This window comes from Tractidigestivibacter montrealensis (assembly GCF_024741235.1).
GTDB lineage: Bacteria > Actinomycetota > Coriobacteriia > Coriobacteriales > Atopobiaceae > Tractidigestivibacter > Tractidigestivibacter montrealensis.
Genome location: NZ_JANSKA010000004.1, coordinates 152,809 through 174,972, shown reverse-complemented (window position 1 = coordinate 174,972; position 22,164 = coordinate 152,809). Strand labels below are relative to the sequence as shown.

General features: G+C 64.2%; 23 protein-coding genes and 1 riboswitch. Of the genes, 5 read left to right on the top strand and 18 right to left on the bottom strand.

Going from position 1 to position 22,164, the window contains the following annotated elements; all coding sequences use genetic code 11:
* Position 1: 1 nt before the first annotated feature.
* The 7 genes from NVS32_RS07065 to NVS32_RS07035 all read right to left on the bottom strand — a co-directional run bounded on the left by NVS32_RS07065 (position 2) and on the right by NVS32_RS07035 (position 6,638).
* Entirely contained in the window at positions 2-364 is a 363-nt protein-coding gene (locus NVS32_RS07065; RefSeq protein WP_258499190.1) for a YerC/YecD family TrpR-related protein, read from the bottom strand.
* Between the two features lie 94 nt (positions 365-458).
* Entirely contained in the window at positions 459-788 is a 330-nt protein-coding gene (locus NVS32_RS07060; RefSeq protein ID WP_258499189.1) for an HIRAN domain-containing protein, read from the bottom strand.
* 86 nt (positions 789-874) lie between these two features.
* A complete protein-coding gene (locus tag NVS32_RS07055) occupies positions 875-2,149 on the bottom strand; it encodes an Mbeg1-like protein (protein ID WP_258499188.1) in 1,275 nt (424 codons plus the stop codon).
* Positions 2,150-2,471: 322 nt separating this feature from the next.
* Complete coding sequence (gene fucO, locus NVS32_RS07050; protein WP_258499187.1) at positions 2,472-3,635, bottom strand: lactaldehyde reductase; 1,164 nt, start codon at positions 3,633-3,635, stop codon at positions 2,472-2,474.
* Between the two features lie 255 nt (positions 3,636-3,890).
* A complete protein-coding gene (locus tag NVS32_RS07045) occupies positions 3,891-5,000 on the bottom strand; it encodes a DUF1648 domain-containing protein (RefSeq protein ID WP_258499186.1) in 1,110 nt (369 codons plus the stop codon).
* Positions 4,990-5,421, bottom strand: a complete 432-nt coding sequence (locus tag NVS32_RS07040) for a GntR family transcriptional regulator (protein WP_258499185.1) — start codon at positions 5,419-5,421, stop codon at positions 4,990-4,992. Before NVS32_RS07040 ends, NVS32_RS07045 begins: the two co-directional genes overlap by 11 nt.
* 113 nt (positions 5,422-5,534) lie before the next feature.
* The gene (locus NVS32_RS07035) at positions 5,535-6,638 is read right to left on the bottom strand and encodes an NAD(P)-dependent alcohol dehydrogenase (RefSeq protein WP_258499184.1); all 1,104 of its coding nucleotides are present in this window, start codon (positions 6,636-6,638) and stop codon (positions 5,535-5,537) included.
* 159 nt (positions 6,639-6,797) lie between these two features.
* On the opposite strand from NVS32_RS07035, the gene thpR reads away from it, so the two are divergent.
* The gene (thpR, locus tag NVS32_RS07030) at positions 6,798-7,436 is read left to right on the top strand and encodes an RNA 2',3'-cyclic phosphodiesterase (RefSeq protein WP_258499183.1); all 639 of its coding nucleotides are present in this window, start codon (positions 6,798-6,800) and stop codon (positions 7,434-7,436) included.
* Between the two features lie 207 nt (positions 7,437-7,643).
* On the opposite strand, the gene dapD is transcribed toward thpR, so the two are convergent.
* From dapD to NVS32_RS07010, 4 genes are all read right to left on the bottom strand, one after another.
* Positions 7,644-8,345, bottom strand: coding sequence for a 2,3,4,5-tetrahydropyridine-2,6-dicarboxylate N-acetyltransferase (dapD, locus tag NVS32_RS07025; protein ID WP_258499182.1), 702 nt, complete (start codon positions 8,343-8,345; stop codon positions 7,644-7,646).
* A gap of 65 nt (positions 8,346-8,410) precedes the next feature.
* Positions 8,411-9,124 (bottom strand): 4-hydroxy-tetrahydrodipicolinate reductase, encoded by a 714-nt coding sequence (gene dapB, locus NVS32_RS07020; RefSeq protein ID WP_258499273.1) that lies wholly within the window; start codon positions 9,122-9,124, stop codon positions 8,411-8,413.
* A 1-nt stretch (position 9,125) separates the two neighbouring features.
* Positions 9,126-10,016 (bottom strand): 4-hydroxy-tetrahydrodipicolinate synthase, encoded by an 891-nt coding sequence (gene dapA, locus NVS32_RS07015; RefSeq protein ID WP_258499181.1) that lies wholly within the window; start codon positions 10,014-10,016, stop codon positions 9,126-9,128.
* A 58-nt stretch (positions 10,017-10,074) separates the two neighbouring features.
* Positions 10,075-11,364, bottom strand: coding sequence for a diaminopimelate decarboxylase (locus tag NVS32_RS07010; protein WP_258499180.1), 1,290 nt, complete (start codon positions 11,362-11,364; stop codon positions 10,075-10,077).
* 57 nt (positions 11,365-11,421) lie between these two features.
* A riboswitch (Lysine riboswitch) is annotated at positions 11,422-11,591 on the bottom strand.
* A 181-nt stretch (positions 11,592-11,772) separates the two neighbouring features.
* On the opposite strand from NVS32_RS07010, the gene NVS32_RS07005 reads away from it, so the two are divergent.
* Positions 11,773-12,924 carry a M20 family metallopeptidase gene (locus NVS32_RS07005; RefSeq protein WP_258499179.1) on the top strand — a complete coding sequence of 384 codons (1,152 nt, stop codon included), beginning with the start codon at positions 11,773-11,775 and terminating at the stop codon, positions 12,922-12,924.
* 42 nt (positions 12,925-12,966) lie between these two features.
* Here the strand turns inward: NVS32_RS07005 and NVS32_RS07000 are convergent, their stop codons facing one another.
* From NVS32_RS07000 to NVS32_RS06990, 3 genes are all read right to left on the bottom strand, one after another.
* Positions 12,967-14,109, bottom strand: coding sequence for a pyridoxal phosphate-dependent aminotransferase (locus NVS32_RS07000; RefSeq protein ID WP_258499178.1), 1,143 nt, complete (start codon positions 14,107-14,109; stop codon positions 12,967-12,969).
* Between the two features lie 162 nt (positions 14,110-14,271).
* Positions 14,272-14,496 carry a hypothetical protein gene (locus NVS32_RS06995; RefSeq protein WP_059054749.1) on the bottom strand — a complete coding sequence of 75 codons (225 nt, stop codon included), beginning with the start codon at positions 14,494-14,496 and terminating at the stop codon, positions 14,272-14,274.
* Between the two features lie 156 nt (positions 14,497-14,652).
* Complete coding sequence (locus NVS32_RS06990; RefSeq protein ID WP_258499177.1) at positions 14,653-15,117, bottom strand: hypothetical protein; 465 nt, start codon at positions 15,115-15,117, stop codon at positions 14,653-14,655.
* 205 nt (positions 15,118-15,322) lie between these two features.
* Between NVS32_RS06990 and NVS32_RS06985 the strand changes: the two genes are divergently transcribed.
* The gene (locus NVS32_RS06985) at positions 15,323-16,189 is read left to right on the top strand and encodes a LysR family transcriptional regulator (protein ID WP_258499176.1); all 867 of its coding nucleotides are present in this window, start codon (positions 15,323-15,325) and stop codon (positions 16,187-16,189) included.
* 55 nt (positions 16,190-16,244) lie between these two features.
* On the opposite strand, the gene tatA is transcribed toward NVS32_RS06985, so the two are convergent.
* Positions 16,245-16,499 carry a twin-arginine translocase TatA/TatE family subunit gene (gene tatA, locus NVS32_RS06980; RefSeq protein ID WP_258499175.1) on the bottom strand — a complete coding sequence of 85 codons (255 nt, stop codon included), beginning with the start codon at positions 16,497-16,499 and terminating at the stop codon, positions 16,245-16,247.
* A gap of 249 nt (positions 16,500-16,748) precedes the next feature.
* On the opposite strand from tatA, the gene NVS32_RS06975 reads away from it, so the two are divergent.
* The gene (locus tag NVS32_RS06975) at positions 16,749-17,561 is read left to right on the top strand and encodes an S-methyl-5'-thioadenosine phosphorylase (RefSeq protein ID WP_258499174.1); all 813 of its coding nucleotides are present in this window, start codon (positions 16,749-16,751) and stop codon (positions 17,559-17,561) included.
* Between the two features lie 186 nt (positions 17,562-17,747).
* On the opposite strand, the gene NVS32_RS06970 is transcribed toward NVS32_RS06975, so the two are convergent.
* Together NVS32_RS06970 and NVS32_RS06965 are read right to left on the bottom strand one after the other, a co-directional pair.
* Positions 17,748-18,176 (bottom strand): ACT domain-containing protein, encoded by a 429-nt coding sequence (locus tag NVS32_RS06970; protein WP_258499173.1) that lies wholly within the window; start codon positions 18,174-18,176, stop codon positions 17,748-17,750.
* Positions 18,176-19,522 carry a phenylacetate--CoA ligase family protein gene (locus NVS32_RS06965; protein ID WP_258499172.1) on the bottom strand — a complete coding sequence of 449 codons (1,347 nt, stop codon included), beginning with the start codon at positions 19,520-19,522 and terminating at the stop codon, positions 18,176-18,178. Before NVS32_RS06965 ends, NVS32_RS06970 begins: the two co-directional genes overlap by 1 nt.
* A gap of 528 nt (positions 19,523-20,050) precedes the next feature.
* On the opposite strand from NVS32_RS06965, the gene NVS32_RS06960 reads away from it, so the two are divergent.
* Positions 20,051-20,635: a GNAT family N-acetyltransferase gene (locus NVS32_RS06960; RefSeq protein ID WP_258499171.1), complete on the top strand. Its 585-nt coding sequence runs from the start codon at positions 20,051-20,053 to the stop codon at positions 20,633-20,635.
* Here NVS32_RS06960 and pdxR read toward each other — a convergent pair.
* Positions 20,630-22,069, bottom strand: coding sequence for a MocR-like pyridoxine biosynthesis transcription factor PdxR (gene pdxR, locus NVS32_RS06955; RefSeq protein ID WP_258499170.1), 1,440 nt, complete (start codon positions 22,067-22,069; stop codon positions 20,630-20,632). The two genes, NVS32_RS06960 and pdxR, sit on opposite strands and share 6 nt — an antisense overlap.
* Positions 22,070-22,164 lie beyond the last annotated feature (95 nt).

The window sequence follows — 22,164 nt, the reverse complement described above, 5'->3', positions numbered from 1 at the left end:
CCTAGACCTGTCTCCCTTGCATCCCTAAACCATCGGCCTTCTCGGCATTCGCGCGTCCTGCCGCGCCCGGCTCGCCATCAAGTCGCTCCAGCACAAGACGGTAGCCACCGCGTTCTCCCCTCAGACACTTGGAGACGCGGCTCACCGTGGTAGACGATGCCCCCGTAGCGCTCGACACATCCACGTAGGACCTCCCGGACCGCAGGAGCGTCGCCACCTCAAGGCGTTGCGCAAGGTCACTCATCTCGTGCGGACTGAGAAGGTCGGCGAAGAAGGCCAAGGCCTCCTCCGGCGTCTTCACAAGGCATGCCGCCTCGCAGAGACGTCGCGTCTCCTCAGAGCCAAACGTGTTGTCACGCGTCATCCACAACCTCCCACGCCACTTTGTGCCAGCGAGCAGTGTCACGTGCGTGGGAACCACTTTAGCGCATCAAAGTGAACCGAGGGGAACGCGCCTGCTAGCGGGCATCTGTCACATAGATGCCCACGCGCACCTGCTTCCAGGGGTCGGCATCCTGCTTGACCTGTAGCACCCTTACCTCAAAGACGTCCGCATGACCGTAGTGACACATGAGCGATATCAGCGCATTCTCGCTTCCGGGAACAAAGCCCAGCTTGTGGCCGCCAAAATAGATGGCAACAGCATCCGGGTCATGAGGGTTGTCCGGCTCGGGGACAAGTTCGAGGGTGGACTCGCCTGGCTTGAGGCTCGAGAGCACAAGTGCACCGTCGTAGTACTGAAACCCCGCAATGAAGAATGACGAGATGAGACGAGAAGGTTCGTACATGACTTCCTCCATTCCCCAGGCCGCTTGGGTGGCCGTCCTCTGTGTTGACCACAGTATGGAACGGGGGCGCGACACAAATAAGCCCCTCAGAGGGAGACGTCCCCTGCGTCGGTGTCAGGCGCGGCATCGACGGGCGCCGAACCTTCGGGGAGCACGCGAGCCTCGTCCTGTCCCCGCTCGCCAGCGTCGCCCTCACTCGCGAGCCTGTGCTGCGGGAGCATGGCCCCCACGGCGCTCAGGGCGGCGCGCGTGGCGCTTGCCACCGCAGCAACCGTGGCATCCCAGGTCTTGCCAGCGGCAACCTGGACAAGCTCGCCGAGAAGCTCCTTAGTGCGGGGGTCCACGTCCCTCAGAGCTGCAAGCACGCGCTGGGTACTGGCAGGATTGCCCATAACCTCGTCGAACGTGGTCGCTCCCCCGGCCTCGAAGGCGTCGAAGACCTGACGCGTGAAGAGCTCGCGGTCCGCAAGGTTGGCACCGCGCATCCACTTGTCGAAGATCGCGTTCACGAGCTTGCACTGCGGGAGCAGGTCGTCTGCCTCGTCCAGACAGTCAGCGTGTACCTGCCAGGTGGTTGGGTCGTGCTGGAGGGCGCCGTCCCCGGTGCTTCTCACGATGGTCTTGGGCTCTGCCGGGTCGTCGAAGAGCATGCCCACCACGCTGTAGGTGGGAACTATGCGCACAAAGCGATCGCCGTACACGTCGTGGCAGCTCAGGGGCACGACCTCCGACGCCATGAGGGGGCCGTCGTTGGAGTAGACGCGCCCAATCACGTGCTGCAGCTCCTCAGGCAGAAGCACCGCCGAGAAGCTCGCCAGGTTGCCGCCCTTCGAATGGCCGCCCACCATGAGGCGCACACCCTCGGCCTCGGCATGGCGCGCCTGTCTCAGCAGGTATTCCGCCGCCAGCCGCTGCGCCTCCGTGACCTCGAAGCTCAGCATGAAGTCCTCGCGCCAGCCCACCAGGGAGTTGTCAGTCCCCCTAAAGGAGACAAAGCGCAGGCCGCCCGGAAGCTCCACCGTGAGCGCCGCAAACTGCAGGTCGCGGTCATGGTCGAATACGTCCACGTAACCCTGTACGAGAGCCTGCCCAAAACGCTTGGATGACCCAAGGAGCCGCAGGTAGCGCTCGTCGATCTTCGCGAGCGAGCGCACGTAGGGGGAAACGTCCCCACCCGCGCGGTCGAGCAGCGCCTCGCATGCGTACGATACGGTAACCGGCCCCTCTCCCTCCCCGGGAACAATCCCCGTGAAGTCGACGTAGGAGAGCACCGAGAGGACCAGCCCGTCCACCACGTTGAACGGCCGCTCCTCAAGCGTGATGTCGCCACGAAGGTCGAGGTAGTCGTGGATGTTTGCCATAAATGTCCCTTCGGGTGCAGATGATGGCCGGTTGGTATGAGGCAGTATGCCACGAACGCGCGGAGGTGGGGAGAAACCTGCGGCTTAATAGCAGTTAGCCTGGAGCGCCGCTGAGAGAAACCACAGGTAGACGGCCCGCTACCTTCTCGGGAGGTGCTATTAAACCGCAGTTTTTCGAGCCCGGCTATTTCGGTCGCAGTCTCTCCCCGGCAGTTTCTCGGCCGCAGCTTTTCGCGGCAGAGCCGAGAACTTGCACCCCAGCAGAGAAAAATGGCCCGACCGGGAAAACCTCGACCGGGCCAGGAATCGCTGTTCTTCTCGCCTACGCCATTACCTTGCGGAACAGGGCCTTGATGGTCTCGTGGTCGGCGGGCTTGGGCGTGCCGGGGAAGCACGCGTCAGCGGCCGCGTCATCTGCGAGCTGGTCGAGGTCGGCCTCAACCAGGCCGTTGCAGGTCTTGGGGATGCCCACGTCCTCGCCGAGCTTGGCAACGGCAGCAACCACGTTCTTGTTCACCACGTCGATGGGGTCGGTATCCCAGCCGGCCACGTCCATCACGCGGCCAATCTCGCGATAGCGCTCGCCGCAGGCGTCGGCGTTGTACTCCATGCACACGGGCAGGAGCATTGCGCAGGCCACGCCGTGCGGGGTGTCATAGTGCGCCGAGAGGGTGTGCGCCATGGAATGCACGATGCCCAGGCCAACATTGGAGAAGCCCATGCCGGCGATGTACTGGCCCAGCGCCATCTCCTTGCGGCCCTCACCCGGCTTCTTGGACTTTGCCTCGGCCACGGCCTCGCGCAGGTTGTGCGAGATGATGCGAATGGCCTCGAGGTGGAACATGTCCGAGAGCTCCCAGGCACCCTTGGTGGTGTAGCCCTCGATTGCGTGGGTGAGCGCGTCCATGCCGGTTGCAGCCGTGAGGCCAACGGGCATCGAAGCCATCATGTCCGGGTCGACGACGGCGACCTCAGGAATGTCGTTGGTGTCCACGCAGACGAACTTGCGGACCTTCTCGGGATCGGTGATCACATAGTTGATCGTGACCTCGGCCGCGGTGCCCGCCGTGGTGGGCACGGCAATGGTAAAGGTGGCGTGATTCTTGGTGTCTGCCACGCCCTCGAGCGAGCGGACGTCTGCGAACTCGGGGTTCTCATGGATAACGCCGATTGCCTTGGCGGTGTCCATGGAAGAGCCGCCTCCGATGGCGATGATGCAGTCAGCACCGGAGTCCGCCATGGCAGCCACGCCATCCTGCACGTTCTTGATGGTTGGGTTGGGCTTGATCTCCGAGTAGACCACATAGGGGAAGCCCGCCTCGTCGAGAAGGTCGGTCACCTTGGCGGTGACGCCAAACTTCACGAGGTCGGGGTCGGAGCAGACGAAGGCCTTGGTGAGGCCGCGACGGCTCAGCTCGCCAGGGATTTCCTTGATGGCCCCGGAGCCGTGATACGAGATGGTGTTGAGGACAAACCGATTAACCATAGAGCCCTTCCTTCCCGTTGGATGCCGGTGACGCCTGTGCCACCGGACACGTGACCGAGAGCTATCTACCCAACGAGACGGTACGTCAGACTGCCGTGCCGCGACCCTCCCCCTACCCCGTCCGCGTTCTTTAGCGGAAATTGATAATCGCACCTCTCGACAACAGGGCAAACGTGGCCTTCGATTCTCAAAAACCGCTAAAGAACGAGAGGGGGATGCGGTAGAGGGGCGTGGTGCGTGGCCGCAGCCCGCGAATTACCCTTGCATCGCCGCCACCAGGGCAAACACGCAGATGGCCACCAGCCCTGCCACGATGAGCCAGCTCGCCGGCCTGCCAAGGTTGAGCGTCCAGCCAATCCCAAAGCGCTTGGGCACCACGACCGCCGGGTCCTTCCGGTTGGCATAGAACACGCCGCCGTACCAGCGGTCGTCTTCATCTGCGGGAAGCGTGAAGTCCTCGGGCAGACGCGCGAGGAGCCTCGTGCCGTTCTGACCGTAGCGCACGCCGAGAACAACACAGGGGACAAGCACGGCCAAGGCAACAGCCGTGAGCGTCGTACCGCCAACGTCAAACGACACCCATCCCACCATGGATGCCTCCAGCACCACTCCGGACGCGTTCAGCGCCAGGCCCATGCCAACGCAGCACGCACTCCATGCGTGGATATAGGCACCGTAGGCGAAGGCGCTCGATGCGGGATGACGCGGGTCGATTGGCCGCTTCGAGCCCAGAAGCATGGCATGGGAGATGGCCATCGTGCCGGCCATTGCAAGCTGGAAGACGATGGGCAGAAGCATGACCGGCACTGACTTCTCGGCCCAGCCATTCACGACACCGTCCATTCCAGCGTGAATGGGGATGAGGTCCGGCGCGCTATCGTAGCCCAGCACGGCGACCATAACCGAGGCAGCAATGGGCAACAGGTTGAGGAGCTCCCAGCACAGGGGGACCGGCTTGGGAGCGCCGGCGCTGCCGAGCATTGCCGCACTTTTTCGCGCCTTGGCCTTCCAGCCGCGGGCCTGCTTGAGGTCCTGTGCCTTATCGCGGTAATGCAACATGAGGAAGTAGCCAAAGAGCACCAGCACAACCGTTGCCACGCAGGAGGCAAGGGCAGCCATGTTGGGATGTATCGCAACCAGCACGTAAGAAACCCAGCCCGTAAGCAAAGCCGTCACCACAAGCACCCACAACGAGTAGGCACGTTTGAGCGACCGGGCCCGTGGATCACTTGCAGCGGCAGTAGGAACGCTCACCGAGAAGAGCTCGCCCTTTGGCGTGAGCCAGGGGGTCAGGGCAAAGATAACGCCACACAGTGGCACAAGAATGAGAATCGTGACTACTGAAAGGACAGACTCAGCACTCATCCGTACCATCTCCTTTGGCCAAGGATTCTCCCGCCCCGTATGCCGCACGCGCCTGGCGGGCCGCCTCCTCCACAAAGCCTTGCTCCGAGCCCCCGCGAGCCCTATACGCAACTGCAAGTCGCAGCAGCTCACGTGCCATGAGCTGGTCCTGCTCGGCTGAGAGATGACGCGCGGGCGCACCATCCGCATCGGCTACAAAAGAGCCGGAACGGCCGCGCATGGTGAGGTAGCCCTCGTCGCGCAGGACGGCATACGCCTTGTTCACAGTATGGAGGTTCACTCCAAGGTCGCGCGCGAGCGAGCGCACCGAGGGAAGGGGGTCACCGGGAGAAAGCTCCCCCGTGGCGATGGCCTCAATCACCTGCGCGCGAATCTGCCGGTAGATAGGCTCTTCCGACATCTGGTCAATCACAACGGGCATGCTGGCACCCCCTTCGAGGTAACGACATTTGTTCTACTTGAACTATAACAGATAGAACAAGGCTGTCAATCACGAGAAGGGGGCGCCTAAGAACGCAGGACCAAGTGACAAGCCTACTGCTTCGAAATCCTAAGCACGGCCTTGATCGCCTTGCCGCCGGACGTGTCCGCAAGGGCCTTATCTATCTCGGAGAAGTCGTAGAACGAGAGGATCTTGTCCACGGGGAAGCGGCCCTCCTTGTACCAACGCACCATCTGCGGGACGAAGGTCTTGGGGTCGGACTCTCCCTCGCAGGTGCCCTTCATGGTACGCATGGGCATCATGATGTCGCCGCCCACGTCAAAGTGGTCGATGCAGCCAGCCGCCGCAACGGGCAGGAACGTTCCGTGGAACTTGAGGCTGCGGATGGCATTGACCATCATGTACTGGTTGCCCGAGGTATCCACCGTAGCGTCGACGCCGGCCGGGCAGATCTTGTGGACCGCCGCTGGAACATCATCCACCTCCTTGCGGTTGATGGTGTGGGTAGCGCCAAGCTCGCGCGCAAGGGCCAGGCTCTTGGGGTTACCGCCCACTGCGATAATGACCTTGGCCCCCGCAACGGCAGCACCCATGATGGCCGACATACCCACGGCGCCGCAGCCAAAGACGGCAACGGCGCTTGTCTCGTCCACGTGTGCCACGTTGATCATGGCACCGGCACCCGTCTGCACGCCGCAGCCCAAAGGAGCAACAATTCCCAGGTCAACGTCATCTTCAACCTTGCAGACCGAGGCAGCGTTGGCCACCGAGTAGGTAGCAAACGAGGACTGCCCGAAGAACATGCTCACGTCGTGGCCGTCTTGGTGAAGGCGGGTGGTGCCGTCCGTGGCAACGCCGCCAAAGTTGATCTGGTTGAAGTTCTCGCAGTAGTAAGGCTCGTGCGCCTGGCATGCCGGGCAGGACCCGTCGAAGGCATAGGTGATGCCCACGTGGTCGCCGGGCTTGAGGTCGTCCACGTTGGCGCCCACGCGCTCCACGATGCCGGCACCCTCATGGCCAAGCACAAGCGGCAGCGCGATGGGCACGCCCTGCGAGCGGCCAAACTCGTCGGTGTGGCAGATGCCAGAGGCCACGTTGCGCACGAGGACCTCGTTGTCCTTCGGTTCGTCCAGCTCGACGTCCTCCATGCAGTACGGACCGTTCTTCTCGTGCACGACCAAAGCCTTGATCTTCATGAATGCCCTCCCGACATCGCTTTGCGTGCGGGCCTCTCCCCGCCTACCTAACGACTGTATGCCAGGACGCGGGCGCATGCCGCCGCATCCCCGCCAGAGGGGCAGAGGAACCCGTGGTTGGGATAGGCTTCTCTATAGGAGGTAACCACAGGAGGCCACATGAATAATGCCGAGAACCACCAGCTCTCTGCGGACCAGACGCAAAAGCGGCTCTTCATTGCGTTGCGCTTCTCGGAAGAGGAACAGGAGGCGCTTGCGCGATCACGTGACGCCGTACTGAAAAGGCTTCGCTCTGGGCGTCCCACTCCCACTACAATTATCCATCTGACCATGGCGTTTCTCGGGATGCTCGACGGCGCAGGCGAGCAGCGCGCGGCAGAGGCGCTGCGTTCTGCGGCACGCGAATGCGGCCCAGTGAGCCTTTCTCTTGGCGACCTTGGCGCCTTTGAGCACCGGCGCGGGGGCATCGTATGGCGGGGCGTCTCTCGGCAAGAGGGGCTTCTCGTCCTCCAGCGAACGCTCGTGCGGGAGCTGACCGCAGAGGGGCTTCCTGTGGACAAGAGGCCCTTCGTGCCGCATGTAACCCTTGTGCGTGGCGCGCGGCCAGCAAGAGAGGTAGGAGCCAACGGGATGCCTGACCTGTGGCGCATTTGCAAGGAGGTCTCCTGCGGGCTTCCCCCTCTCGAGACGCGCCACACGGAGGTGGCCCTCATGTGGAGCCACCACCCCACGGGCGAGCAGCTCACCTATACGCCGATTCTCACTGTGCCGTTGTACGGCGAGAAAAGCTGCGTCTAGCAACATGAACATGCCGCGTATCCCGAACGGTTAGAGCTGTTTAAACGTTCGGAATACGCGGCAATGTTCGAATGACGCTAAATTTCACCGGTTAAGCCGGCCTAAACGTTCGGAACTCGCGGCATCTCGACGAGAAGAGCTACGACGGCGAGAAGCTCGGCGAGAAGCGCAACCCTCTGTCACCGTAGCTCGGCCGAGAACCGCCCCCTACAGGTTGCGCAGGGCGTCTACCAGCGCAGTCTTGGCCTCGGTCTTCTCGTCCTTCATCTTGATGACGCGCGCGGGGCAGCCGGCAACAACCGCACCTGCGGGTACGTCCTCAGTCACCACAGCACCGGCAGCCACAACGGCACCCTTGCCCACGCGGCATCCCTCGATGACCACGGAGTTTGCGCCGAGAAGCACGTCGTCCTCAATCACCACGGGCGTCGCGCTCGCGGGCTCAACCACGCCGGCAAGCACGCAGCCGGCACCCACGTGGCAGTGCGCGCCCACAGTGGCGCGCCCACCCAGGACGGCACCCATGTCGATCATGGTGCCCGCGCCAATGACCGCACCAATGTTGATGATTGCGCCCATCATGATAACGGCGTTGTCGCCAATCTCCACCTGGTCGCGAATGATGGCGCCAGGCTCGATGCGGGCGTTCACGTTGCGCACGTCAAGCAGCGGCACACCGGAGTTGCGACGGTCGTTCTCGACAACCACGTCCAGAACGTTGTTGCCAGCCGCCTCAAGCGCCGGCCCAACCTCGGACCAGTCGCCAAAGACCACGACGTCGCCCGTCCCAAAGACGTGGGAGCTGGGCCCAAAGTCCACGTTCGCGCCGGGGGCAAGCTTGACGTATGCCTTGACCGGCGTCTTCTTTGGCGCGCTTGCGATGAAGTCGATAATTTCCTGGGCGTCCATGGGTCTTCCCCTCTCGCCAGCCACCTAGCGGTTCTCGTTGACCTGGCGGTTTTCGTTTCTACAGGCTATCCAAACATGAGCGTGTCGAAGTCGTAGAAGCCGGGCTCGCGCGCCAGCAGGCGCTTGGCCGCGGCAATGGCGCCGTTCACGAAGATCTGACGGCTCGTCGCGCGGTGCGTGAGCACGACCTCCTCGTCCTCGCCAAAGAAGAGCACCTCGTGCGTTCCCGCCACGGTGCCGCCGCGCAGGCTGTGCATGCCAATCTCGCCCGCCGGGCGCGGCCCCACAATGCCCTCGCGCCCGTAGGCAACGCTCCTCTCACCCGTGGGATCCACGGCCTCGAGCAGCATCTTTGCCGTACCGGAGGGGGCGTCTGCCTTTCGGCTGTGGTGGCACTCGACGATCTCGGTGTCCCAGCCGGGAAGCGAGGCCGCGGCCTCTCTCGCCAGATGGCGGAGCACCGCCACGCCCAGCGAGTAGTTACCGCTCCATATGACGGGTGCCACCTTGCCCAGTGCCTCGATGCGCGAGAGGTCCTCCGCCGAGAGGCCCGTGGTGCCCGAGAGCAGCGCGGCGCGCGTGCGACGCACGTAGGCCTCCACGTGGGAAATCGACGCGGGCGCCGAGAAATCGATAACGAGGTCTACCGCTGGGGCAACGGAGTCAAACTCAGAGATGTTGTCTGCGTCGTAGCCGCCCGCAAGCGAGAGATCCGCATCCGCCTCGACGGCTGCCCGAAGGAGCGTCCCCATGCGCCCCTTGGCGCCAACCACCAGCACGCTAGCCAAGAAGACCAGCCCCCTTCATGGCAGCCTCCAGACGCGCGTCCGCCTCGGGCGAGAGTTGCCAGAGCGGCAGGCGCACGGTAGGGCCAATGAGCCCCATCTTGGCGAGCGCGGCCTTCACGGGAATGGGGTTGACCTCGCCAAAGAGCGCATGCACCAGGTCGAGGTTGTCCAGCTGCACCTTAAGCGCGCCCTTGGTGTCGCCGGAAAGCCACTTCTCGCACATGTCGTGCACGGTGCGCGGCGCGACGTCTGCCCACACCGAGACCACGCCCACGCCGCCCAACGAGAGGATGGGCACCACCATATCGTCGTTGCCGCTCATCATGCGGAAGTCATCCGAGAGGTAGCGCGCAACCATCGTCGCGTAGGAGATGTTGCCCGAAGCCTCCTTGATGCCCCACGCGTTGGGGTGCGTGGCCAGGCGTGCGACGTTTCTCTCCGAGATGGAGCAACCCGTGCGACCGGGGATGTTGTAGAGCAGGCACGGCACGTCCACCTGGTCGAGGACCGTCGTGAAGTGGCGGTAGATGCCCTCCTCGTTGGATTTGTTGTAGTAGGGCGTAATGAGGAGAAGGCCGTCGGCGCCAAGCTTCTCCAGCGCCTTTGCCTTGCGGAGCGACTCCGCCGTGGAGTTGGAGCCCGCGCCGCCAATGACGGGGATACGGCCAGCCACGCGGTCGATGACGGTCTTGGCTACCTCAAGGTCCTCCTCGTCGGTCATCGTGGAAGACTCGCCCGTGGTCCCCAAGACCAGGATGCCGTCGGTCCCGTTCTCGAGGTGGAAGTCGACCAGGCGCTCCAGCGACCCATAGTCGATGGAGCCGTCCTCCAGAAACGGCGTGACCAGCGCCACGACAGAACCGGTAAGTCCCTGCATGTCCATTGTGCGTCCCCTCTCGTGTGCGCCCCGCGGGCGCCCTGCGTGTAACCCTACGTGTGTCCTAGCCCTCTGGGTGGACAAGCGCCGAGAAGCGCGAGCCCGGAAAGTCAAGTGTTGCAAAGTAGTCTGCGGGCGTCTCGGCGCGCCGAATGAGCTCGAACGAGCCATCCTCGCGCAACAGCAGCTCCGCCGAGCGGAGCGTGCCGTTGTAGTTGTAGCCCATGGAGTGCCCGTGGGCGCCAGCGTCGTGAATGAAGAGCAGGTCACCGATGTGGACCTCGGGCAGCATACGGTCGCGCGCAAACTGGTCGGAGTTCTCGCAGAGCCTGCCCACCACGTTGTAGCGCCTGGTTGCGGGCTCGCCCTCGTGACCCATCACGGTGATGTGGTGGTAGGCGCCGTAGACCGCCGGGCGCATGAGGTTGGAGGCGCAGGCGTCGACGCCCAGGTAGTCGTGGTAGGTGACCTTCTCGTGGATCACACGGGTCACAAGGCCGCCCGCAGGCGCCAGCATCCAGCGGCCAAGCTCGGCGGCAAGGGCCACGTCACCCATACCCGCAGGCACGAGAACCTCCTCGTACACGCGGCGCACGCCCTCGCCCACGGCAGCGATGTCCACGGGAACATCCTCGGGTCGGTAGTCGATGCCAATGCCGCCGGAGAGGTCAACCAGCCGCACGTGCACGTCAAGCTCGCGCGAAAGTCGCACGGCCAGCTCGAAGAGCACGCGCGCGAGGCGCGGGTAGTAGTCCTCCACCTGCGTGTTTGAGGCAAGAAACGCATGGAGGCCAAACTCGGTAACGCCCATGGCGGAAAGCCTGCGCGCCGCCTCCATGACCTGGTCGACGGTCATGCCAAACTTGGAGTCCTCGGGCTCGCCGATGATGCCGTTTGAGGCCGTGAAGTTGCCTCCCGGGTTCACGCGCAGGCAGACCATGGCGGGCAACTTTCCGTCCAACGCGCGCGACAGGCAGTCCACCATGTCGAGCGAGTCCAGGTTGATGATGGCGCCTAGGTCGCGCGCGCGGCGGTAGTCCTCGTCGGGTGTGTCGTTGGAGGAGAGCATGATGCGCTCGCCTCGCACGCCGCAGGCGCTGGCAAGCGTGAGCTCCGTGGCGGTTGCGCAGTCGCAGCCGCAGCCCTCCTCGGCCAGAATCGAGACGATCGTGGGGTTGGGTGTCGCCTTCACGGCAAAGTACTCGGTGAAGCTGGGGTTCCACGAGAACGCCGCCTTCAAGGCGCGCACACGCTCGCGGATGAGCTTCTCGCTATAGACGTGGAAGGGCGTGGGCCACTGCGCGGCGGCACGCTCGAGCTGGTCTCTTGTGACGAACGGTAGCTTTTCCCCCATTGCTCCCCCAGACGCGCCGCAGGGGCGCCGCCGGGGACCACGCAGCAGCGCCGCGTGGCCGGGGATAGCGCTCCCGCGGATCTTCTCCACGGACAGTCCCGGCGGTGTTCCCGCCGAGCCCACCGCCGCGCCATGCCTGACGCGGAAGTTCGGCGGGCATCGCCTCTCCCGGAATCCTTGCCCGCCGGCTCCTCCAGGACCATCGTGCCCGCTCCTCTATCGTGCGGACAACGCTAGCATCCGCGCCGCGCCGGCGCAAGGTCGAGCGGAACACCAACGGAGAAAAACTTCTTCACGATGTGGTAGACAGCTCAACGGCCGATAGGAGATCGGCAGGGCGACGACGGGGGAGTATGCTAGGGGCAACACGCACGCTACGCGGCGGCGCGCCGCGCTCTGGAGGACCTCATGAACCCAAGGGAGACCTACACAGCACTGGAGTTTGCGCGAGAGGTGCGCGAGGAGTCGCTCGAGCTTCTGCGCGCGCTCGGGCGTATTGGCGCCCCCACGGGTGACGAGGGACGCCGCGCCTGGTTTGTAGCAACCTGGCTCCGCGAGCAGGGCGCAACCGACGTCACCGTGGACGAGGCGCATAACGTTGTCTGCATCCTGGGCGACCGTTCCGAGCCAGGCCGCGCGGTCTTCTCCGCCCACACCGACGTCGTCTTTCCCGACACGGGCGAGCTGCCACTCACCGAGGACGAGGAGAACATGTACGCCCCGGGCATCGGCGACGACACGGCCTGCCTGGTGACGCTGCTCATGGCCACAAAGTGGTTCCTCAAGCACCGCCCCAAGCTCGACACCTGCGTTGTGGTGGTGGCGAACTCCGGCGAGGAGGGACTGGGCAACCTCAAGGGCACCAAGCAGCTCATGCGCGAAGCCACAGCCCCCGTGACCGAACTCACCGCGCTCGACGCACACTTCCCCGAGGTGGTCACCGAGGCAGTGGGGTCGATGCGCTACCGCATCAGCGTGCACACGCAGGGCGGCCACAGCTGGAAGAACTGGGGCGTCCCCAACGCCATCGAGCGGCTCTCGCGCGTGGTGTGCGCAATGTACGACCTGCCGCGCCCAACCGAGGCCCGCACCACCTGCAACGTGGGGCTCATCGAGGGTGGCACCACGGTCAACAGCATCGCGAGCGAGGCCTCGTGCCTCTGCGAGTTTCGTTCCACGAGCGAGCCGTGCCTGCAAGAGATGGACGAGAAGCTCCGCGACCTCGTTGCCCGGGCGGACGCCCGCGACGACATGGAGGTGCGAATCGACGTGATAGGCCGCCGTCCGGCCACCGGCAACGTGAACGAGACCGCCGAGCGGCGCCTCACGCGTCGTTGCGACGATGCCATCCAGGCGGTCCTCGGCGTGCGCGCCCGCCACGTGAGCTCCTCGACCGACGCTAACGTGCCGCTCTCGCTTGGCGTGCCGGCGGTGTGCGTGGGCACCATCACGGGTGGCCTCCCCCACACGCGCGACGAGTGGATCCGCAAGGACTCGCTCGAGCAGGGCGTCGCGGTGGCCCTGCTGCTCATGATGGCGCACGTGGTGGAGGACGAGTAGCGCCTGGGCCCACGGCCGGCAGCGGGTACGGCTACCGCAGCGCTACCCTCGGAGCGCCCCCACAAAGCCGGCCAGGCGCTCAAGGCCGGTAGCCAGGGTCTTCTCGTCAGCGGCATAGCTCAGGCGCACGTGGCCCTCGCCGCCAAAACACGAGCCTGGCACCAGCGCCACGCCCGCCTCGCGGATGGCGCGCTCGCAGAACTCCTCGCTTGCGAGGCCCAGTCCCTCTATGCTGGGAAACGCGTAGAACGCGCCCTGGGGCGTGACGACGGAAAGCCCCATACGGTCGAGCGCCTCCACCGTAAAGTCACGTCTTGCCTGGTAGGAGGCGCGCATGGGAGCTGTGCTTGTGGCCAGCGCCTCCATGGCGGCATGCTGCATGAAAGCGGGCACCGACGAGACTGCGTATTGGTGCACCTTTGCCATGGCGGCAGCGACCTTCTCTCCCGCGCCCACCCAGCCAAGGCGCCAACCGGTCATGGCCCAAGGCTTCGAGAAGCTGTTCGCAACGATGGCCCTATCCGCAAGCTCGGGATAGAGGGCCGAGAAGCGCCGGTAGCCGGGCTCGTAGCAAAGCTCGCCATAGACGTCATCGCAGATCACGTAGAGGTCGCGCGTACGCACCGCCTCGGCAACGGCATCCATGCTGCCACGGTCGAGCACACACCCCGTGGGGTTGTTGGGCGAAGTAATCACAATCGCCTTGGTACGGGGCGTGATCGCCTGCGCAAGCGCGCGCGAATCCAGCTGGAAGTTGCTCGCAGTGGTGTCGAGCGGCACGGGCACACCGCGCGCCAGCCTCACAAGGGAGTCATAGAGGAGAAACGCCGGCGTGGGGATGATGACCTCGTCACCGGGGTTGAGAAGCGTCGTGATAGCGCAGAAGAGTGCCTCCGTTGCGCCGTCGGTCACAATGACGTTTTCCGGCGCAAGACGCACGCCGCGCTCGGCTTCCCACGCGCAGATGGCCTCGCGAAGCCATGCAAAGCCGTTGTTGGGCGGATAGTGCGTGAGGCCGCGGTGGAGGTCCTCCCCCACCTTGGCGCATACGTTGGGTGGGGTGTCCTCGCCTGGCTCGCCCAACGTGAGCGAGACGCACCCTGGAGTTTGCGCGGCAAGTGCCGAGAAGCGTCTGATGCCAGAGAGCCTAAGGCCATCAAGAGAAGAGTTGAGCGAGAGGGGCATGGGTTCCTCCTAGGGATTCCAGGCTGCCCCAAAGGTAAAACGGGGGCGGCGCGCGGGCGCTACTCCCCGAAGACTAACAAAAAAGACCCCGTGGGGTCCCGCTTGCCAACGTGCACTTTGTCATTTCCCCGGACGGCACCGGGGTGCCGGGGCGTATTGCCCCTAATCGACCCTGGTGCACTTGACGAGCAGGTGGGAATCCCCGTGGTTGGCGGCATGGCTTCCATACCAGCGCTCAATATCGCGGTAGAGCCACAGGGGGCTATCGGCCTCGAAGCTGCGACGGTGGTTGTCGAACATGGCGGTGTACTCGCCGCTCATGAACCAGCCGTCCATGCAGGCGTCAAGGACCTTCTTCTGGAGCCTGCTCAGGTTCTTGATCTTCATGGAGTCCTCCTTTCCTAGCGGTGTTCCTGGTGAATACGGTACCCGCCATGCAGGAGCGATATGTTGCTTCATCGTTAACTGCACATAACGTCTACAACTTGTTTGAACAAGACGTTAGCCCAGCGTAAGTGCCACGTTTTCGGTGTGCAAAGACGCCTAGCGGAGCTTCTCCAGACGCGCGAGGGCATCTCGTACGGTGTCACGCGCATGGTCCACACGACTGCGCGCGTCCTCGATCTTGCTCTGCACCACGATGTCTGAGATGGCACCGTCAAAGAAGAAGTCCGCGAAGGTCCAGCCACGGCCAATGTCCACCTTGAGGCCAGAGAACTCGCGAACGTCCGAGAGCTCGCGCGAGAACACCGCGAGGGACGACTGCGCCTCTCGCAGGGCATCCTGCGCCTCGTCGATGCGGTGGTGCTTGGCCAGGCCAGTGATGAGGCCACCGCCAAAGATGTCGAGCATGCCCCACCCCGACGCGCTGTCAAGGCACTTGGACGCCCGATTGAGGCACGCAAGGGCCTTCTCGCCCGCGTCGATTGCCTCCTCTACCTCGCGCTTTGGGTCGAAGTCCTCACCGGGGACCTCGTAGCTGGGGTAGTTGTCGCTGTTGCGGGCCATGTGGACCTCACCCTCCGTGTGTGCCGGCGCATGCGTCCGGCGGCCTCTGTGCCCACATTCTACCCATGGGTACGTAGCTATGCCTTGGGCATCCATCTTGTGCGTGCATGTTCTAGGGTAACGCCATACAATTCTCGTATGACTTGTTCGCACGCCGCCGTCACGCTGGGCAGCCGTGCGCACGCAGACGTCGCAGGAGGCACGCGTGAATCTCAAGCAGTTGGAGTACTTCGTCGCCATAGCCGAGGAGCATCAGATCACGGCGGCCGCGCGGCGCCTGCACATCTCGCAGCCACCGCTCTCGTATGAGCTGGCACAGCTGGAGCGCGAGCTGGGAACCACGCTCGTGCGCAGGGGGCCGCGCTCGGCCACGCTCACGGATGCGGGCAAGCTCCTCTACGAGCGGGCAACACGCATCCTCGCGCTCACACAGGCAACAAAGCGCGACGTCGAGGGCGTGGGCAAGGGCATGACCGGCGTGCTCACGCTTGGGGTCGATGCCTCGTGCGCGGGATCGGTGCCGGGCTCGAGGCTCATAGAGCTTGCATCCACACCCAACGTCTCGGTGGAGCTGCGCGAGGGAGACACGCCCCAGGTGCTCGAGATGCTCGAGGGCGGCGTGGTGGACATCGGCGTGGTGCGCACGCCGTTCGCGAGCGCCGGTCTGCGCTGCCGCTACGCCAAGACGGAGCGCATGCTTGCCATCATGCCGCCCGCGCTTGAGGTGGGCGCGGAGATGGAGGTCACCTGCGCTCAGCTCTCGGGCGTGCCGGTGGTGCTCGTGCGCCGCCTTGAGGAGCAGGTGCGGGCCACATTCGATGAGGCGAAGGCAGAGCTTGCCGTGAGCTGCACGGTAGACGACGAGCGCACGGCCTGCACCTGGGCACGGGGCGGAATGGGCGTTGCCCTCGTGCCCGAGACGCTGCTCCCCGTCACCGACACGGGCGATTGCTTCATAAAGGTGATCGCCGAGAAGGGCTTGTCAACCCGGCAGGCGGTGGTCTGGAAGGCAGACCGTTACATGTCACCGCTTGCGCAGAGATGCTTGGCTCTTCTCGGCGATCTGGGATAGGAACTGGCCGGGCGGAGGAAGGAGGCCGTCCGGCCTGGGGAAATGGGAATCAGAGTTACTTGGCGCTTGAATCAACCTCGGCATCGGCGTCATCGGGATCGGCGACAACCTCCTCGACGTTCTCGGAGGCGCTGGACTTCTCGGCCTTGGCGACGTCCTTGTCGTCACTGCCCTCCTCCATGCCCTCGCGCACGTTCTTGACGGTCTTGCCGATAGCGGAACCGAGCTTGGGAAGGTTCTTGGGCCCAAAGATGATCAGGGCTACCAAAAGGATGACGAGAAGCTCGGGAACACCCATTCCGAGAACCATTGTTGCCTCCTATAACGACATGCGGTTGGACGGCAACACCTGTTGCGGTCCCTGTGCAGCACGCCATGGGGCGCGCCGCCTTTCAGTCTTGATAGTAGGATTGGCCAATGGATAGGTAAAATACATTTTGATGTACCTTCCCATATAGAGCTTGTATCGATTGGCTTTGATGCGGTGCCGCGTGACGGAGCAGAGACGCCACTCTACAATGTACGAGGGCATATGCACCGCATTCGAAAGGAGTCACGCATGGCAGAGCTTCCGCAGGCAGAAATCGGCATCTTTGGCGGGTCCGGCTTCTACAGCCTCTTCGAGGGCGACTACGAGGAGGTCTCCCTCGACACCCGTTGGGGCCAGCCCTCCGACGTCTACACCGTGGGGACCATCGGCGGTCGCAAGGTCGCGTTTCTCCCCCGCCACGGCCACAAGCACACCTTCGCCCCCGGCGAGGTCAACTACCGTGCCAACCTCTGGGGCATGCGCGAGCTGGGCGTGAAGCAGGTCATTGGGCCGTGCTCGGTGGGGTCCCTCTCGCTTGACATCCATCCCGGCGACTTTGTGATCTGCGACCAGTTTGTGGACAGGACCAAGGGCCGCGCCGACACGTTCTTCACGCATGACCTAGGCCTGGGCGTGCAGCACCTCTCCGCCGCTCACCCCTACTGTGAGACCATGCGCAAGGTGGCCGTCGAAAAGTGCCGCGAGCTGGGCATTCCCGTGCACGACGGCGGCACAGTGGTCACCGTCCAGGGACCGCGCTTCTCGACCACCGCAGAGAGCGAGTGGTTCCAGAATATGGGCTGGTCGGTGGTAAACATGACGCAGTACCCCGAGGCGTGGCTTGCGCGCGAGCTGGGCATGCACTACGTGAACGTGAGCCTGGTCACCGACTACGACTCCGGCCTGGGCAAGTACGCCGCCGTCACCAACGATGACGTGCTGCGCGTCTTCAACGAGAACCTCCACCTGCTGCGCAAACTCATCGAGGCCATGGTCCCGGCGCTGCCCGCCACAATCGACGACGACTGCACGGGAAGCGCATCGCTCTTCGAGCGCCTGTAGGGCATCGCGGCGGAACGTGGTATTCCGCACGTCGCCAAAAGTCCCAAAATGAGGCACAACGCAACACCAAAGGCCCTCCGGAGACAAATTGTCTCCGGAGGGCCTGTTTTGAATGAAATTGCAACATACGGCGCTCTCCGGCGACAAGGCCGCCAAGCGCGAGAAGGACGACGTCCGGGACCCAAGCTAGTCCAGCTCGCCCTCCTCCAGAATCTGGAAGCCGGCTCGCTCGATGGCAAAGACTGCCTCGGCCGCCTGCGCCGGGTCCGTCACCTTGAGGGCAAAGATCGCATTGCCGTCCTGGTGCGAGAAGCAATACCCGTACTCCACCGAGATGTCTGCGTTGTCCAGCGTCTCGAGGAGCTCGGCCAGGCCGCCGGGGCGGTTTGGCACTGCCACGGCCGTGACCTTGGTCACGCGAGCACGGTAGCCGGCCGCGTCGAGCGCCGCCTTGGCCTTGTCGGCCTCATTGCATACGATGCGTACCAGGCCGTACTCCGGGGTATCGGCAATCGAGAGGGCGCTCATGTTGACGCCCGCGTCCGCCAAGCAGCGGCAGAGCGCGGCCAGACGGCCCTTGTCGTTCTCAAGAAAGACCGAAATCTGCTTGATCATCACTTAATCCCCTTCCTCGTGTCGATGACGCGCTTTGCCTTGCCGGTGCTGCGCGAGATGGACTTGGGCTCGACGATGCGAACCTTGATGCCAACGGAGAGGTCGGTCTTGAGGCGCGCGGAGATCTGACGCTGCAGGGACTCGATTGCGCCGGTCTGGTCGAAGTCGAAGTCGGGGTTCGCCTCGGCCTTAAGCGTGACCACATCCAGCGAGCGCTCGTCTGTGCCAACCTCGATCTGGTACCAGCTGGAGACCTGATCGAAGGTCTTCATGACGTCCTCGATCTGCGACGGGAAGACGTTCACGCCGCGGATGATGAGCATGTCATCGGTGCGGCCATGCAGGCGGTCGATGCGCTTGTGTGTGCAGCCGCAGGGGCACTCGCCAGGCAGGATGCGCGTGATGTCGCGCGTGCGGTAGCGCACGACGGGCGATGCCTCGCGATCGAGCGTGGTAAGGACAAGCTCGCCCCACTCGCCGTCGGGCAGGCGCTTGCCGGTGGCCGGGTCGATAATCTCGGCAAAGAAGTGGTCCTCTGCCAGGTGAAGGCCGTCCTGCTCGAGGCATTCGCAGGCCACGCCCGGACCCATGGTCTCGGTAAGGCCGTAGATGTCGAGCACCTTGTAGTTGAGCTTGCGCTCGAGCTCGGCACGGAAGTTGTCCGAGAAGGGCTCGGCGCCGTGGATTCCCGCCTTGAGGTGGAAGTCGCGCGAGGGGTCAAGGCCCATCTCCAGCGCCGTGTCTGCGATGTGCATGGCGTAGCTGGGCGTGCAGCAGAGGATCGTGGTGCCCATCTCGCGCAGGATGCGAATCTGACGCTCGGTGTTGCCGGCAGAGGTGGGAATCACCGTTGCGCCAGAGGCGAGGGCGCCGTAGTGGGCGCCAAGGCCGCCCGTGAAGAGGCCGTAGCCGTAGGCAACCTGCACAACGTCGTTGGTGCCGCCACCCGCGTAGCGAATGCCGCGCGCGAAGCAGTCTGCCCAGAAGTCAAGGTCATGCTGGGTGTAGGCGCCAAGCGTGGCCACGCCCGTGGTGCCAGACGACATGTGGATCTCTCGAACGTCAGAGAGGGGCACGGCAAGCATGCCGTAGGGGGCCGCGTCGCGCAGGTCCTGCTTGGTCACAAAGGGCGCGTTGGCAAGGTCATCGAGAGAGGCCAGGTGATAGGGGTCAAAGCCCGCCTCGTCGAAGGAGCGCTTATAGAACGGGATATGCTCGTAGCAGTTGACCAACGTGCGGCGCACTCCCTCAAGCTGCATCTCCTCGAGCTTCTCGTGCGGGAGGTGCGTAACTTCCGCCGCCTCCGCGTTGCCGGTAGCCGCCGTGCCGTCGTGCTCGTCTGCCATGCCATACCGCCTTTCGAGCCAATCTGCGCCGGCCGAACCTCCGGCGCGTGCACCCATTGTCACCCAGCCGCCACCCCAAGCGGGGCAAGCGTCCGTGAGCGCACTTTATCACAGGGGAGCGTCGGCCAAAGAGGTGGCAGAGGGGCGTACTCAGCGACCGACATGCGCACTCAGGGACTCGAGGTCCGTTGACTGCATAAAAGTGCTCTATCGGACGGAGAAATCGCGATTGCTGCATAAAAAAGCTCTATCGAACGGTGCCTTCGGGATTGCAACATCAATTTTTTAATTATATTTGCAAATTTATGCATATATTAGCTACATATATTCATATCTTTACAATTTTAGTTGAATTCTTAATGTCAGCAGCCGAAAGGGACCGTTCGATATCCCCTTTTTGTGCAGCGGAGCTTCAATCTCCGTCCGACATCGCCTTTTTGCGCAGCGGGCCCACGTGGGCCCCAACCGTCGCAAGCCCTCACTGCCCTCCATCGTTATAGTTGGCTCTAACACCAGGAGGAGGAACCCATGGAAGAGCTCCGCATTACGGTTGCCACCAGCACAGATGCCGCAGACATTGCCATCATCTACGCCCCTTACGTGCAAGACACCGCCATCACCTTTGAGTACGAGGCACCCGGCGCACGCGAGATGTCCTCGCGCATCGAGCGAATCACTTCCACGCATCCCTGGCTGGTGGCGCGCGACCCTTCGGGCGTGGCGGTGGGCTACGCCTACGCAAGCCCCTACTACGGCCGCGCCGCATATGCCTGGTGCGTTGAGACCTCCATCTACGTTGCGCGCGAGAAGCGCGGGCACGGCGCTGGCTCGGCGCTCTACCGGGAGCTTGAGCGCACGCTCGCTGCGCAGGGCGTTCTCAACCTCTATGCCTGCATCGCCACCACTAGCACGCCGGACACCCACCTCGACAACGGAAGCGTCACCTTCCACACGCGGCTCGGCTACCGCGAGATTGGTCGCTTCCCCAAGTGCGGCTACAAGTTTGGCCGCTGGTACGACACGGTATGGATGGAGCGCGACCTGGGCGAGCACACCCTGGGGCAGCCCAGCGTGCTGCCGTTCCCGCAGGTAAGAGACAAGCTCGGCCTATAGCACGGAGCCAAGCGCGCTGGCGGCGGCGCGGGCGTCCTCGACCGAGAGCCCGTCGTACTGCACAACGAACCTGGCGCGGCCATCGCCTGCCGCCGCATGCTCCGGGACGTGTGCGAACGAGGAGAGCGGAGCCAGCCCCACTCCCTCCGCGCGCGCCGCGGCGGCGATCCCTCGCTCCCCTCGGCCGTCGTCCTCGACCGCAAGCACGAGGTGAATGCCGGAGTCTGCCTCCTCGACGCGCACGCGTCCACTCGCCGGACCATCGAGGATCCCCTCGACCAGCGCGTCGCGCACCTCTCGCATCCCGCGGCGATAGCGGGCGACGTGCCTCTCGTACGCGCCGGACTCGAGCGCATGGGCAAGGGCGACCTGGTCGATCGCGGGCACGGTTGAGGAGAGAAACCCCAGCCGATCGTCAAACATGGTGTCGAGCGATGCCGGCAGCACCAGGTACGCAATGCGCAGCGCGGACGACAGGCTCTTCGAGAAGGTGTTGAGGTAGAGAACGCTGCCCGTGGCGTCGATGCTCGCGAGCGCCGGGATGGGACGGCCGGCAAGCCGCAGCTCGCAGTCGTAGTCGTCCTCGACGAGGTAGCGCCGGTCCTTCTCGGCAGCCCATCCCAGAAGTTCGTAGCGACGCGCGACGCTCATCACGCGACCAGTGGGAAACTGGTGCGACGGCATCACGTGGGCAACGGCAGCGCAAGACCCACGCAGGGCCCGCACCGAAATGCCCTCGGCGTCGAGTGGCAGGTAGCGCACGTCAAGCCCATGTGCTCGGTAGGTCTCGCTCGCACGGGCGTAGCCAGGGTCCTCGACTCCCACGGGCCCACCCTCGCGCAGGAGCTGCGCGACAAGCCCATAGAGCGCCTGCGCACCGGCACCCACGACCACCAGCTCTGGGTCCACCGACATCCCCCGCGAGCGCGCGAGGTGGTCGGCTATCGCCTCGCGGAGGCGCATCACGCCGCGAGCAGGCGGCGTGCGATAGAGGACGTCGTCCGGCTCGTGCGAGATGACATCGCGCAGCGCCCGCTCCCAGAGCCGGGCCGCCCCCGGCGAGGCCACGTTGGCTCCGCGCGTGAGGTCATACGGCACGCTACCTGCGGCGCGTTTATCTTCCCACCCCGCCTTTGCGGTGTGCGCAGAGGCAGCAACCACGGGCATCGTCGCGGCCACATTGGGCAGCGAGGGCAGGCTTGCGGCGTAGTAGCCGCGACGTGACCGGGCGACCACATACCCCTCGGCAACCAGCTGCGCATAGGCCCCCTCCACGGTGACCACGCTCACCCCCAGGCGCTCCGCGAGGGTGCGCCGCGAGGGCAGCCGCTCCTCCGCTGCAATCTCGCCCGTCACAACCTGGTCACGAATGCACCGGTAGAGGTACTCGTAGAGGGGAAGCTCCCCTCGCCCGGTGAGGTCAATGCCTCGCATGCAACCATCCTCTCGACCTCTGGCCTTATCGAAACGGTAACACTGGCCTTATTTTGGCCCTATCAACCTATCACGTTCTGGGCATTTCACTATGA